Source organism: Saccharibacillus sacchari (assembly GCF_037722395.1).
Taxonomy (GTDB): domain Bacteria; phylum Bacillota; class Bacilli; order Paenibacillales; family Paenibacillaceae; genus Saccharibacillus; species Saccharibacillus sacchari_A.
In genome coordinates this window covers 98390-112530 of record NZ_JBBKAR010000056.1, presented here as the reverse complement: position 1 = coordinate 112530, position 14141 = coordinate 98390, and the positions used below count along the sequence as shown (strand labels likewise).

Sequence of the window (14141 nt, the reverse complement as noted above, 5' to 3'; positions counted from 1 at the left end):
CCGGGAATTTTCCCGACGGCGGTTTTCGCTTTTTCGCGGATAGATCGTTAACCGTAAATGCCGATCGCAAGCAGCACGGTTACCGCAAGTCCCAAGCCGCCTAGCCAATAGGATACGATATGCCGACGGGTGCCCGGTATATATTTTCGTTCCAACACCGAACGCACCGCGAACATTGCGGTAATCAATCCTGCCATCCAAACATAGCCGCGAGGCTCCGAAAATCCGATTAAAAAAGCCAAGGCTAACACAATGCTGATAATCGTGAACCATACATAAGGCTTGAATCCTTCTCCGTCTACGTCCCACATGCTCTCTTTGCTCTCCAGCAGGATTCGCTCCAGTACCCACTGAAGAATAGCCACACCGACCAGGATCGGAGCAATAGCAAACATACGCTCACCTCTTTCGTGCTGATCTTCTTTATACGCGCAAAAAACCGCCGGGGTTGCAACTCCCGGGCGGTTTTGGGTCGATGCTTTATTTGCGGATGATGACTTTGGCGTTTTTGGTATTGTCGACGGTTCCGTAGGCTTGCAGTCCAAGTTCGAACTTTTGGCCTTGAGGCACGTTTTCGAACACGTATACGCGTTCGTACTGTCGGTTTTCGATATTTTGAACGTATGTCGCTTTGGATTCGTCGGTATCGTGCGCATAGGACTCTCCGTCAACTTCCAAACTTATGCCTTCATACATATTCATGCCTTCCGGGGCTTCAACCTGTACGAGCACGTTTTTTCCTTCGCGGTGCACGATATATTTAATCGGCAAGCCTTCCGGAATCGTATCGGCCGTCGTCTGTTCATTTTCGGTCGGCACCGGAATTTCTTTGCGATAATCGTCGTGACGGTGAGCGACCCAGGCATTATTGAATATCGCGGTCAACGGCTTGCCCCGGAAATCGTAACTGTCCCAGGACTCGTACGCAGCATGATCGGTCGGATTGTTTCGCGCCATGCCCTGTACGCCGAATTTGATGTATTCCTGTTGGCCTTCTCTTTCTTCGCCGGTCGGTATGCCCGGAATCGGATCTTGCGAACCGGAGGTCGTCACTTCCCCGTCCGTAATCGAGACGCTATATTGAACGACTTGACCGTCTTTCAGTTCGGTCGTCTTTTCGGAACCGCTATTGTTGCGATACATGGGGATCGTCACGCCGTACGCGTCCAATTGAGCGTCGCCCAGCGTCCAGCCGGCTTTCTCCGTCAGCTCCGAAGCATCCTCGACAGGAACCGTTTCCGTTTGCACGATTGCTTTCGAAGAATCGATCGTGAAGTCGATGGTCCACGGTCCTTCGACGACCCGTACCGGTTCCGCGTAAGAGAACGTCATCGTCATATCGGCGATCTGATCTTCGGTCAAGCCTTTGACATCGTATTCGCCTTCCGCTTCGCTCACGCCCGGTTCCGGTTCAAGCGGTTGCATCCATCCTCCCGGACCCAGATCCCGATCTCCCAACTTCAGCGTTACGGAGTTGTTCCGATCCATACCCAACGTAGCCGAATCTTTCGTATCCAATACCGGCACGTTTTCGTTGGGCAAGAACTTGATTTTCATCTGCCCCTGCTTTTGATCCCATTGAATATCGGTAATTTTTATTTTGAAATCACGTTCGGGCAGTACAGTATATTCCGCGCCTACTTTTACGTTCCCTTCGATCGGAACCGTTACGCGGCGGATCATGTACAGCCCCGACGTTTCCAGCCGGTAGCGATGTTGTCCTTCCGTGTCGCTGATATCGCCGTTCACTCTCGACGACGTGTTCAGCGTACGGCTCGACGCCCAATCTTCGATGCTATGGGAATAATCCGTATTGAAATCGCCCATCATCAGATCGAGTTTTTTCCCCGTATCCAAATCCGTGATCGAAGCCTGGTCGAAAGCCGCCATACGCACGTCTTCATCGCCGAATCCGCTAAGCGAAAAGTCCAGCATCATCTTTTTTTGCGCTTCGGTCTGACCGTATGCGCGATCCGTGCCTTGCACCACGTTATTCAGTTTCAGCGTCATGCCCTCCACTTCCGCCTGCGCCCCGATCGACTGTCCAAGCGGAGCGGCTTTCGCGTCCGGGATCAGGGTTTCGAAGTAGCCTTGCGAAGCCGCCGCTCCCAGCGCGATCACGGCCGCAAGCGCCGCGCAAGTCACCGGCATCAGCCATCTTTTTTTCGCGGACGGTTTGCGTATCGGCGCAGCCGCCTGTTCCTGCCAGCCCGATGCCCGCTTGTCCGCCTCCAACCGTACCCGGCTCCACATCGCGTCATAGTTCGGATTTTCCTTTTTCAGTCCGCGCAGCTTTTTTTCCGTTTCGTTTTCAGTAGCTCGAAGCACGACCGTCACGCTCCTTTTCCGGCATCGCCGATTCTTTTTCCGTCGCTTTTTTTAACGCTCTCAGCCCTCGGCTGATTCTCGATTTGGCCGTTCCGATCGGTACGCCCAGCGCGTCCGCCGTTTCCAGCGTCGACAGATCCGCCATATAATACAGCAGCAGCGCCTCGCGCAGTTTCGGCTTGAGCCGACTCAGCAGTTCCTCGAACTCGCCCGACATCTCAATCTTTTCGTAAGCCTGCTCTACCGATTGCGGGGAACGCAGCGGCATGCCCAGCCAAAACGCCCGCTTTTCCTTCATCTCGCCGTTCGTTCTGCGTCGCAGCAGCGTATGGCATTCGTTCGCCGCGATCTTCATCAGCCAGGCTTTGAGGTAGTCGATGCCGCTCCGGTCCGCCAGCAGCGCTTTGACGAATACCTCCTGGCATACATCCTCCGCGTCCGCGCGACTGCGAAGCATGTACAGGCAGTAATGGTAGACCGCCTCTTTATAATTTTCAAAAAGTTCTTTGTCGTCCAACGTTTCTCACTTCCTTTGCCCCTCTGTGTAGTGATCACTCGACGCTAAGAACAAGCGGGGATCGAAATAGGTTCCATTTTCGCACAATAAATTTTTCATGGCAAAAAGGACGGCTGGGGGCCGCCCCAAAGGTATGGGTGCGAGAAATCCTGTTCGATGGAGTAGAAGAGACGCTGCGGGAGAAATTCAGTTCTATTCGCTGTTTCACTTGGGAATTCGAATTAAATTTTTATAAGGAACATTCCCAAGTTCAAAGGCCAACAATTACACCTATGTTACCGCAGGTTTTCTTCGAAAACCTGTCTTTCACTGAATTTCTCCCTCCGCTAAGTTCGCTTCTTCAAGGAACAGATTTTTGGCACACCTCTTATTGGGCGGATGAAAGCCGTCCTTTTTGCTAAGAAAAATGAAGCTCACTTCATCATCGAAGTGAGCTTCATTAAAGTCAAACAATTTGAGCAGAATGCGAAATCGACTAACCCGCGGATTTACTTCCCGATCGACTCCAAATATTCGGATACTTGAGTTGGAGTCTTGGCGAATTTGCTGTGCAGGTGGGCGATTTTTTCGCCGTTTTTGAACACGAGCAGGCTCGGGATGCCGCGGACTTCGTTCGATTCGGCGATGTCCTGGAATTTTTCCGCGTCCATCGCGAAGAACTCTTTGTCCTGGTTGTTTTCGATAATTCCGCCGATGAAACGGTCCAGGTTTTTGCAGTCCGGGCACCAGTTGGTGTCAAACTTGATGACGGTCAGGCCGTCGCCACCGATTTGTTGATTATATTGTTCCAAGCTTTCGATTCGTTCCATATGTGCATTCTCCTCTCGGTTTCGGGAAAGGGTCCGTCCACGCTGATCGGATATACTTGCAAAAGGTTACGCTCGCCGCTTCAGTAAGAGTCGTTGTACGAATCGCCCGCACCCGGACGCATCCGGCGTTTGGCCGCTTGAAGCGCGCGTTCCATGTCCTGTACCGCTTCATCCACGATGCGACGGTCGACCAGATAGTCCTGCACTTTCGCTTTTTCCGCAAGTCTCGCGATCTCGGCATCTTTCTTCTCCAGATCGTAGCCTTGGCGGCGCTGAAGCGCATTGTACTTGTCCAACAAGTCGGAGATCACCTGATAAAACCGCTCGTAATCGAGAATGACGTCGTCAAGGAACGCATCGACGTCCTCTTTCGTATACCCGCGCATTTTGACGGGAAAGTCCTTCTCATGAATTTGCAAAGCGTCGAGCTTGATGCCGAGCTGTTTGAACAGCCGCTTTTGCTCCTCAAGTTGGCGCTGATACTGCTCCTCCATGCCCATTCCTCCTTCGTTTAATGTATCATATTATTTCGCGAGATTGATGAATTTTTAATTAAGAGATTTTGCAAAATTAAAATTTAAATCGTCCATTGTCCGGCGCGGAACACAGGCTCAACCGTCCCGTCCTGCAATTCCCCGTCGATGTCCATCTGATTCGAGCCGACCATAAAGTCCACGTGGGTCAAGCTCGAATTGCCGCCGCGTGCCAGCAGTTCGTTTTGCGTCAGATCCGCTCCGCCCTTCATATTGACCGGGTAGCAGCTGCCGAGCGCGAAGTGGCAGGACGCGTTCTCATCGATTCCGGTATTGTAAAAGACGCGGTTCAAGTTGGAGATCGGCGAGTCGTACGGCACCAGCGCTACTTCGCCCAGATACTTCGCGCCTTCGTCGGTATCGAGCAACGATTCCAGATGTTCGCGGCCGGATTCGGCGTCGAACTCGACTACGCGACCGTCTTTGAAGGTCAGCGACAGCTTTTCGACCAGACGCCCGTTCAGGTTAAGCGGCATGGTGGACGTAACCGTTCCGTTAACGCCTGTGCGATTCGGCATCGTGTACACTTCTTCGGTCGGCATATTGGCTACGAAGTATACGCCCGACCGGTTGGTATCGCCGCCGCCGAGCCATAGATGATCCGGTGCCAATTCGACTTTGAGGTCCGTGCCCGGCGCGCGATAATGCAGGCTTTTGTAATTTTTTTCGTTCAGCTTGGCCTGCATGTCTTTCAGCGTCTGAATATGATTCTGCCAATTCTCGACCGCATCGCCTTCGCCGACCCGATTCATTTGGAAAATGGTGTCCCACATCGCGTCCACGCGTTCGTTCTCCGGCAGATCGGAAAAGACTTTGTTCGCCCAGGCGCGCGTCGGGGCTTTGATCAGACACCAGGACAGTTGATTCGTACGGACGAATTGCTGGTAGCCTTTACGCGCCGCCGCCGCTGCTTTGGTTGCCCGCGCCACGCGGGAAGAGTCGATGCCGCGATACAGTTCAGGGTCCGGCACTTTGATATGCATGACCGCCCCGCCTTCGGCTGCCAGCTTTTCCAACGCTTCGGCTTTGAATGTCGGGTAGTAGTCGAACGTCTCTTCCGAGGCATACTCGTAACGCAAACGGGTCGCTGCTTCGTCCTCCCATTCGATCTCGACATACTTCGCTCCCGCTTCGTATGCCTTTTTGACGATCAGCCGCGTAAACTCTGACGCTTCGATCGGAGATTGCAGATGAAGCACTTGCCCCTTCTGAATGTTAACCCCTACCTTTACGACCAGCTCCGCGTATTGTTCCAGTTTCTGCGTAAATCTATCCATTTCTTTTTTGCCCCCAGTTGGTTATGTACATATGAAAAGATAAACCTTATTCGAAAAACATCTCTTTTTATCATAGTCAAAGATTTTGCAAAAATCCACTCAGCGGCCTTAATAAGAGCTTTCGTTGACAGAACAATTCTACCGACAACGGAAGCTGACTACCCACATTCGAACATCATTCAAAATAACGGCGTATTTCCATTTATACTCCCCTTCCTTCTTGCCGCCGAAAAAAATACCTGCATATCTCCATTTATTTCATCTTTTTGTTCGCTAAATACGCACAGCAAAGAGAAATAACTGGATATAAGTCGTTATTTGCTCAAAATGAGCGAAAAGCGATCAAATACCTGTATATTCGTAGTTGTTTTTCCCATACGGTTTACGTGCCGGTCCGCTTGCCTGATTTCCTGCTCGCCCACTTGCCCGCTTCCCTCGATCCTTCGCGTAACTTTGCAAATCAAAGCGCTTTCTGTTATATTCGCGGCAGATATTGACTGACCAAAGGAGCCTTGATGGATGACTACTTTTCGCCTGCTTGAAGCTCATGAGCTTGCTGATGCTGCACGGCTTTCCAATTCCGTATTTCGCCCGAATAGTCAACCGACGATGGGCGACATGTTCCCGCGTCTTTTCGCACCAGGTATTGTTCAATCGTATGGGGCATTTGCTGAAAAAGGGAATCTTGCCGCGTTTATGGGACTTTCGCCTTCAACGCTGCGGATAGGCGGAGCCTCTTCGCTTCGCGCCTTTTCAATCGGTTCGGTTTTTACTTCGCCTGAGTATCGGGGTGCCGGACTCGCTGGCGAATTGCTGAATCTTTGTATCGCCCACACGCAAAAAGCAGAAGCGCCGCTACTGTTTATTTCCGGCGATCGTTCGCTGTATACCCGAGCAGGAAGTGCTTATTTCGGACGCGTTACAAAAGCCTTACTCCATCGCCCGACTGCCGCTTCTTCCTCCTCCTCGTCCTCTCATATGCAATCGTCCATACGGCTCCGTCTGGCCGAACCGCAAGATTTGTTGAGTTTGCACAGCCTTCACCAATCGGGCAGCACCCGTTTCGAAGAAAGTGCCGCAGGCGTAGGTGAATTACTGGGCGCAGCCGCCTACAGCAATGTATTGGGGTTGGCACAGCTTACGGTTATTGCAGAAAACGAACATGGACTGATCGCCTATGCGATAGTGGGAGTCCCTCGCGATGTGCAAAGTTCGCTTCTAAGCGGTTCTGCCGTTCCTTCACCAAAGACTTCACCTGAAAAAGGCAATCCTGCAACAGTTATCTCCTACGGCGGAGAAGCTCAACATACCGCCTATCTGATCCATGCCTTGCTCGACTTCTGTCCGTTGGAGGAACTGCACGTCGATATTCCGTGGCAGGATCAAGACTTGGAAAAGCTGCTTGAACAAAAAGGGGCTGAACTTCAATCCGTCCGCAACAGCGGCACCCTATTCGTAACCGATGTTCGCCTTCTGCTGGAACAGGCTTACGATCTTTGGCCTCTGCCTTGGGAAGAAGCACTGCGCGTCGATCCCGACGGACGCGTATTCGCCACAAGCAGTAATCGCGAATTAAGCCGGGCCGAATGGTACGGAACGCTATTCGATCCCCACTACCCACGCCTCGGCGATATCCCAAGTTGGTTCGAACCCATTCCTCTCCCGAATCCTTATGGCTTGCATTACATCTGATCTTACAAACTTGCCTTCTCCGCAGCGCCGCCTTCCTCCGAACAAGACTCGCTCCCCTCGCCTTTATGCGTTTGTCTTTTCAAGCGAAGGGTAATATGTATATGATGAAATAGTACATTGCTTTTCCGTGATCGTGAACATGAACCGATAGGCTTAGCACGTTTCGAAAAAGAGGCAAGGCGAAGACGCGTAATTGTGCGCCTTCGCTCTGCCTTTTCGTGTCCTGCGCATTTTCGGAGTTCCCCGTGTTCACTGATGTTTTCACCCCATTTCCGACCCGAGTGGCCAACTTCGCCCAAGTCTCGGCGGCCGCCGGGCGGTTCGAAAGAGAGTTGAAGTGGACTTGAAAGGCAAAGAACTACTCAAGGATTATGTTACGGCGCATATCCCCGGGTACATGATGGCCGTGCTGCTGATCGTCGTCGCCAACGTTGTCCAATCCGCACTTCCCCTCGTTTTGGGACGCTTCACTGATGATCTTCAGGCAGGAACGCTCAATTACGATTCCGTGACACAGTTCGCCCTGCTGCTGCTCGGGATCGGCCTTTCGTATGGCGTGCTGTTCGGACTGGGTCAATATCAGGTGATGCGACTTGGCCGACGCTTCGAATTCGAAGTACGCCAGAAGCTGTTCAGCAAATTCGCCACGCTCAGCGAACACTTTTTTTCCAAACAAGGTACGGGCAAGCTGCTCAGTTATGTGACCAACGACGTGCAATTTGTACGCGAATCGATCTCGAACGGCGTGACCCAGACGACCAATGCCGTTGTGCTGCTGCTTTCTTGTATCGTCATGATGGTCATCGGAGACATTCCGCTGTCGCTGATCCTGATCTGCATCAGCCCGCTTGTGTTTATTCCGTTAATCGTTGTCCGCATCGGCCCGAAAGTACGCGAGCGTTCGATGCATGTGCAGGAATCGCTGGCTGGAATGACGGAGTCGGCAGAAGAACAATTCGGCGGGATTCGCGTGACGAAGACATTCGGTACCGAAGAAATCGCAGGCCGTCGGTTTGGCGAAAAAGTAGACCTGATCCGTAGCGCCCAACTGTTCCTCGTCCGGCTGTCTTCGCTGTTTCAGGCGGCTATCCCGTTTCTCGGCGCTCTATCGTTGGTGCTGGCACTGCTGATCGGCGGCGCGCAAACGCTTAGCGGAGCGATTACGCTCGGCAGCTTCGTTTCGCTAACCCTGTATATGCGCATTATCGTGGGACCGCTGCAACAGATCGGTAACGTGATCAATATGATGCAGCGTTCCGGCGCTTCGCTTGAACGGGTCAATCGCCTGATGAATGAAGAGCCTGACGTGCAGGACGAAGAAAATGCCCGCACCCTGGATAAACCGAAAGAGATTCGTTTTGATCACCTGACTTTCTCTTATCCCGGCAGTCGCGAACCCGCGCTGAAAGATATTAATCTCGCGATCGCGCCCGGAAAAACGATCGGAATCGTCGGTCGGACCGGAAGCGGCAAGACCACGCTGGTCAAGCTGCTGCTGCGCATCTACGAACCGCCGCGCGGCTCGCTGTTTTTCGGGTGCACGGATATTCGCGATCTGTCGCTCGAAAGCTTACGCAGCCGTCTGGCTTACGTCCCGCAGGACGGCTTTCTGTTCAGTACGACCATTCGCGACAACATCGCGTTTAGCGACCGGGAAGCTCCGATGGAAAAGGTCGAAACAGGCGCCAAGCGCGCAATGATCTACGACAATATTTCGCGTTTCCCGGAAGGCTTCGAGACCCGGCTCGGCGAACGCGGCGTGACGCTCTCCGGCGGGCAGCGTCAACGAACCAGCCTCGCCCGGGGTTTAACCAAAAAAGCACAGGTTCTGATCCTTGACGATAGCATGAGCGCCGTGGACGCCGTCACCGAGACCGGTATTCTTGATAATCTGGTTCAAGAGCGCCACAACAAAACGACACTCATCATCTCGCATCGGATCAGCGCGGTCAAACACGCGGACGAGATCGTCGTGTTGAGCGAAGGACAGATCGTGCAGCGCGGAACACATGAGGAGCTGCTGCGGCGCGAAGGCGCGTACGCGATGATGCATCGGCTTCAGGAAGAGGGGCTTCAACATGACGAACTTGAATAAAGGGCAAGCCGCCGAGTCCGCAGCAAGTCCTTCGCAGGAACACAAACCGTCGACTTCCTCCACGTTAAAGCTGTTGCTGGGTTATGCCAAACCGCATCGCATGGCTTTTCTAGGCGTCACCGTCTGTGCGCTGCTAGGCATCTCGGCCGAGCTGCTTCAGCCGCTGATCGTCCAGATCGCGATCGACGACCATCTCGCCAAAGGAGAAGGCGGAGGTTCGCTGCTAAGACTAGGCCTGATCTACTTGGGCATTGCCGTTATCAGCTTTTTGTTTACCTATTTACAAAATAATCTGCTGCAATACGCGGGACAAAGCATTATCGCCCGGATTCGCAAAGACCTGTTCGGGCATATTTCGAAAATGTCGATGTCGTTTTTCGATCGGACGCATAGCGGCAGTCTCGTGACCAATGTCTCAAACGATACGGAAACGATCAGCCAATTTTTCACCCAGGTGCTGCTCAGTCTGGTGCGCGACGGTATGATGCTGGTACTCATCATTGTGCTGATGTTCAGCCTCGACCCGCAGCTGGCGGCCTTCTCGATGCTGATCCTTCCGGTCATTTTTATCGTTGCCGCCTTATTCCGTTCCTATTTGCGCAATACGTATCAGCAGGCGCGCAGCCGTTTGTCCCGCCTGATCGCTTTTACCGCGGAAAATCTGTCCGGCATGGGATTGATTCAATCTTTCCGGCAGGAAGAAGAACAATTCGGACGCTTCACGGAGCAGAACCGCAATTACTGGAACGCCAATCTGCGCCAGATGCGTTCCAATGTATGGTTTAACCGTACTTTCGATATTCTCGGCAACGCCGCGCTCGTGCTGATGGTCTGGCTGGGCGGACGCGCAGTGCTTGGGCAAAATATGGAGGTCGGCGTGCTGTACGCTTTTGTCAGCTATATCCGTCAATTTTTCCAGCCGATTAACCAGATCACGATGCAGTGGAATACGTTCCAATCGACGACGGTCGCTGTTGAACGGATTCAACGCGTATTGGAAACGAAGCCGGATGTACGCGAGCCCAGCGAAAAGGAACAGATCCGGCTTCACGCCTCTTCTTTGCGCGGCGAAGTGAATTTCAGCAATGTGACATTCGGTTATCGCCCGGACCGTCCGGTGCTGAAAAATCTTAATCTACGGATCAAGCCCGGCGAGATGATCGGCGTCGTCGGAACGACGGGAGCAGGCAAAAGCACGCTGATCAGCCTGTTGAACCGTTTTTACGATGTGGATACCGGTTCCGTAGAAATTGATGGCACCAATATTCGCAATGTGACGCAACACGATCTGCATGCGGCCGTAGGCTTGATTCAACAAGATCCTTATCTGTTCGCCGGCTCGATCATCGACAATGTCCGCCTGTTCCGTGACGATATCACGCGTGAGCAAGTGATCGAGGCTTGTCGTTTTGTAGGCGCGCATCCGATGATTCTTCGTTTGCAAAACGGCTACGATACGCATTTATCCGAACGAGGAAGCGGATTGTCGGCCGGAGAGCGGCAGTTGATCTCTTTCGCGCGTATCGTCGCTTTCCAGCCCAAGATTCTGATTCTCGACGAAGCGACCGCCAACCTCGATTCGGAAACAGAGAAATTGGTCCAGCAAGCCCTTTCTTCCGTTGCACAGGGCCGGACCACGATCGTGATTGCTCACCGTCTGTCGACGATCATGCACGCCGACCGCATTCTCGTGATGCAGGACGGCGAATTGACGGAGCAAGGCACGCATGCCCAACTTCTGGCGCGCGGCGGTCATTATGCGGAGCTGTATCGACACGCCAGACAGTCAGGGCGGCAGCAGCTTCCCGGCTAAGCCGGATCATGCAGTTGAAGTGCGGAGCACATAATATCATTCACAAAAAAAGCCTCTGCGACCGAAATTTCGGTTGCAGAGGCTTTTGACTATAGCCGGTATTCGTTACCGATCACTTGTTTCGCGACGTTCATTCGGCTTTGCGAATGTCATACGGATCGAACAGACCTAATCAGCGATTCGGCCTGATACGTCGAGCAGCATTCTCATTCGTTCCACAACCAAATCCATATCGAGCGGCTTGGTCAAATAATCGGAAGCGCCGGCGTTCAGGCATTTCTCCCGGTCTTCCTTCATCGCTTTTGCGGTGAGCGCCAGAATCGGGATATGCGCGAGCTCTTTTACCTGCCGAATCCGCCGCATGGTTTCCAGACCGTCAAGTTCCGGCATCATGATATCCATGAAAATCATCTCGAACGGACCTTCTTCGCGCAGTTTGTCCAACGCATCCAATCCTGTCTGCGCGACAGTGATTTCCACGTTGTGCTTTTCCAGCATGCTGGTCAACGCATAGACATTGCGGATATCGTCATCGACGATCATCATGCGCATGCCGTCGAACGTAATTGCTGTTTCGTGTGACGAAGGCGGGAACAACGATAGATTCGACGGATCGGGATCGCAGACGCCGCCTTCGGAATCAGGCACGATATGAATCGAATGATGCGGTTCCGCAAAAAACACAGGTTTCGCATCCCAGATCGAATTGCTGTCGTTTTCGCCAGATTGGTCCGCTTCCAAATCCAAAATGTCTTTCGGTTTGAACGGCGTTCTTGCCCAAGACTCCAGATTGTTGAACGGCTTGAACAGATCGGCCATTTCTCCGTCGTCTTTGACGCAAGGAACGTACAGGCAAAACGTGCTGCCCAATCCGTATTGGCTGTCGAGCGTAATTTCTCCGCCCAACAGTTCGGCGAGTTGCGTCGAGATCGACAAGCCCAATCCTGTACCGCCGTAGCGGCGCGCGATCGTGCCGTCGGCCTGTTGGAAAGCCTGGAAGATCAATTGTCGATTTTCTTCGGTAATGCCGATACCCGTATCGCTAACGCTGAATGCCAACTGATCGTAGGCGGTACCTTCCGGATTCATGCGCTTGCCGGGAACCCGGCCGATTCGCAGAATGACTTCGCCGCGCTCCGTGAATTTGAACGCGTTCGATAGCAGATTGCGCAAAATCTGCTGCAATCGCAGTTCGTCGGTGAAAATCAGGCCCGGCACGTTTTCTTCGATTTCGATCCGGAACTTCAACTTTTTACGAACTGCCAATTCGCCGAAAAATCGGTTCATATCGGAAGCGACGCCGCCCAGATCGACCAGACCGAGATCCAGATCCATTTTTCCGGCTTCGACTTTGGACAGGTCCAAAATATCGTTGATCAGGCTAAGCAGATCTTTGCCCGAAGCATTGATGCTGGAGGCGTATTCCTGTTCTTTCGCCGTCAACGATTTTCCTTCGTTTTCGGAGAGGATCTGCGACAAGATCAACATGCTGTTCAGCGGTGTACGCAGCTCGTGCGACATATTCGCCAAAAACTCCGATTTGTATTTGGAACTGATTTGCAGCTCCTGGGCGAATTTTTCGGTTTCTTCCACGGCGATTTCGGCCGCGTGCTTCTGATCGCTCAATTGTTCGTTGATGCTCTCCAGTTCGTCGCGCTGCGTCATCACTTCCTGCGCCTGCACCTGAAGTTCTTCGGCCTGGACTTGAAGCTCTTCCGATTGCACCTGAAGTTCTTCGTTCAAAGCCTGGGCTTCGCGGTAAAGGCGTTCGATCTCCTGCCTGGATTCGACGGATTGCAGCGTGCTGCCCAGCAACTCGGCTTTGCGCTCCAAGCGCTCGATCTCGTCCGGTTCGAACGGCTTGGCCGAAGCCCATTCGATTACCGCTTTTACCTCGCCCGCGTAAAGCGCCGGCACAAGCAGCACTTCCGCCGAATTGGAAGCGCCGAGCGCCGAAGAGATTTTGACGTAATCGGCCGGCACTTCTTTCATATGCAGCGTACGCCCTTCGCGCGCGCAGCGCCCGATCAAGCCTTCGCCGAACTGGATCTCGACCGCTTCCGTCCGTATCGCGTGTTCCGCGTCTTCGGCGACCGCCGCTTTTTTCACAAGCGTGCCGCGAGAAGCGTCGGCGGAGTAGAAAACACCGACTGGAATCCCGGTCGTTTCGGATACTTTCGACATAAATGCTTCCGCCAACTGCGTGCTCGACGAAGACGCATGCTGCTGAAGCAATTCCGCCAGATGGATCAGGCGTTCTTTGTGCTGGTCTTCCGCTTGAATCTTGGCGAGCAGCAGATTGGTCGATTCGCCCAGTTCCCCGACTTCATCTTGGGAATGGACGTCGATGCGTTGGCGCAGGTCGCCGCCGGCGGTGATCGAGCGGATCGCGTCCGTCACGCGGGATATCGTTTTGGAAATATTGCCGGCTACCGTCAGCGCGGCCACGATCGAGACGAGGCCTACCAGCGCCCACAGCGCGATCATCGCATAGATCATCCGGTCGCTGTTCGCTTTCAGTTCGGCGACCCTCTCGTCGGTCAGCCGCTGCTCCGTATCGCGGAACGCGTCGAATTCGACGCGAAGCTGATCCATCTCGCGCTTGCCCGCATCGCCCGTGTAATAAGCCAACACTTCGGCGTCTTTGCCTTCGGTTTTGAGTTCGATCGTGCGATCGCCCATCTCCGCGATCCAGCTCTGTATATTGGAGCGGATCAAGCCCAGGCTTTGCTGCTGGGACGCGTTGTCGCCGATCAACTCGTACAATCGGCTGTACGAGGTTTCCCATTGCGTGCGACCGCTCGTATAAGGCTCCAGATACTCGCGGTCGCCCGTAAGCAGGTATCCGCGCTGACCCGTTTCCATATCGAGCACGTTTTTTTGCAGCGCGCTAACCTCGTCGTGCACCGCGATATCATGATCGCTGATAAACGCATTGGCTTCCTGCAAACTGCGAACCTGGGACGAAATCGCCAGCAGCGACAACCCCAGACAGACCAAAATAAATAAATATCCCGCTAGTATTTTCGCGCGAATATTGAAACGTCTTTTATTCGGCACTCCCATGCCCTCCGCTT

At 53.2% G+C, this 14141-nt stretch carries 10 protein-coding genes; 3 read left to right on the top strand and 7 right to left on the bottom strand.

The genetic code is table 11. The features are described from left to right. Positions 1-47: 47 nt before the first annotated feature. The 6 genes from WKI47_RS21700 to WKI47_RS21675 form a co-directional block, all read right to left on the bottom strand. Positions 48-395: a DUF4181 domain-containing protein gene (locus WKI47_RS21700; RefSeq protein WP_340229281.1), complete on the bottom strand. Its 348-nt coding sequence runs from the start codon at positions 393-395 to the stop codon at positions 48-50. 85 nt (positions 396-480) lie between these two features. Next, positions 481-2328: a hypothetical protein gene (locus WKI47_RS21695; protein WP_340229280.1), complete on the bottom strand. Its 1848-nt coding sequence runs from the start codon at positions 2326-2328 to the stop codon at positions 481-483. Further along, positions 2312-2845 (bottom strand): RNA polymerase sigma factor, encoded by a 534-nt coding sequence (locus WKI47_RS21690; protein ID WP_340229279.1) that lies wholly within the window; start codon positions 2843-2845, stop codon positions 2312-2314. Before WKI47_RS21690 ends, WKI47_RS21695 begins: the two co-directional genes overlap by 17 nt. 488 nt (positions 2846-3333) lie before the next feature. After that, positions 3334-3654, bottom strand: a complete 321-nt coding sequence (locus WKI47_RS21685; RefSeq protein ID WP_340229278.1) for a thioredoxin family protein — start codon at positions 3652-3654, stop codon at positions 3334-3336. Between the two features lie 80 nt (positions 3655-3734). Further along, positions 3735-4148, bottom strand: coding sequence for a DivIVA domain-containing protein (locus tag WKI47_RS21680; protein WP_340229277.1), 414 nt, complete (start codon positions 4146-4148; stop codon positions 3735-3737). A gap of 83 nt (positions 4149-4231) precedes the next feature. Then, entirely contained in the window at positions 4232-5464 is a 1233-nt protein-coding gene (locus WKI47_RS21675) for an aminopeptidase (RefSeq protein WP_340229276.1), read from the bottom strand. 519 nt (positions 5465-5983) lie between these two features. On the opposite strand from WKI47_RS21675, the gene WKI47_RS21670 reads away from it, so the two are divergent. The 3 genes from WKI47_RS21670 (at position 5984) to WKI47_RS21660 (ending at position 11064) form a co-directional block, all read left to right on the top strand. Next, the gene (locus WKI47_RS21670) at positions 5984-7156 is read left to right on the top strand and encodes a GNAT family N-acetyltransferase (protein ID WP_340229275.1); all 1173 of its coding nucleotides are present in this window, start codon (positions 5984-5986) and stop codon (positions 7154-7156) included. A 343-nt stretch (positions 7157-7499) separates the two neighbouring features. Further along, positions 7500-9251 carry an ABC transporter ATP-binding protein gene (locus WKI47_RS21665; protein WP_340229700.1) on the top strand — a complete coding sequence of 584 codons (1752 nt, stop codon included), beginning with the start codon at positions 7500-7502 and terminating at the stop codon, positions 9249-9251. Further along, positions 9235-11064 carry an ABC transporter ATP-binding protein gene (locus tag WKI47_RS21660; protein WP_340229274.1) on the top strand — a complete coding sequence of 610 codons (1830 nt, stop codon included), beginning with the start codon at positions 9235-9237 and terminating at the stop codon, positions 11062-11064. Before WKI47_RS21665 ends, WKI47_RS21660 begins: the two co-directional genes overlap by 17 nt. 168 nt (positions 11065-11232) lie before the next feature. Here the strand turns inward: WKI47_RS21660 and WKI47_RS21655 are convergent, their stop codons facing one another. Continuing rightward, a complete protein-coding gene (locus tag WKI47_RS21655; RefSeq protein WP_340229273.1) occupies positions 11233-14124 on the bottom strand; it encodes a CHASE3 domain-containing protein in 2892 nt (963 codons plus the stop codon). Between the last annotated feature and the right edge of the window lie 17 nt (positions 14125-14141).

Coding starts and splice junctions, on each gene's coding strand:
- WKI47_RS21700 (WP_340229281.1), bottom strand. CDS start 395: ATGTTTGCTATTGCTCCGATCCTGGTCGGTGTGGCTATTCTTCAGTGG.
- WKI47_RS21685 (WP_340229278.1), bottom strand. CDS start 3,654: ATGGAACGAATCGAAAGCTTGGAACAATATAATCAACAAATCGGTGGC.
- WKI47_RS21680 (WP_340229277.1), bottom strand. CDS start 4,148: ATGGAGGAGCAGTATCAGCGCCAACTTGAGGAGCAAAAGCGGCTGTTC.
- WKI47_RS21675 (WP_340229276.1), bottom strand. CDS start 5,464: ATGGATAGATTTACGCAGAAACTGGAACAATACGCGGAGCTGGTCGTA.
- WKI47_RS21670 (WP_340229275.1), top strand. CDS start 5,984: ATGACTACTTTTCGCCTGCTTGAAGCTCATGAGCTTGCTGATGCTGCA.
- WKI47_RS21660 (WP_340229274.1), top strand. CDS start 9,235: ATGACGAACTTGAATAAAGGGCAAGCCGCCGAGTCCGCAGCAAGTCCT.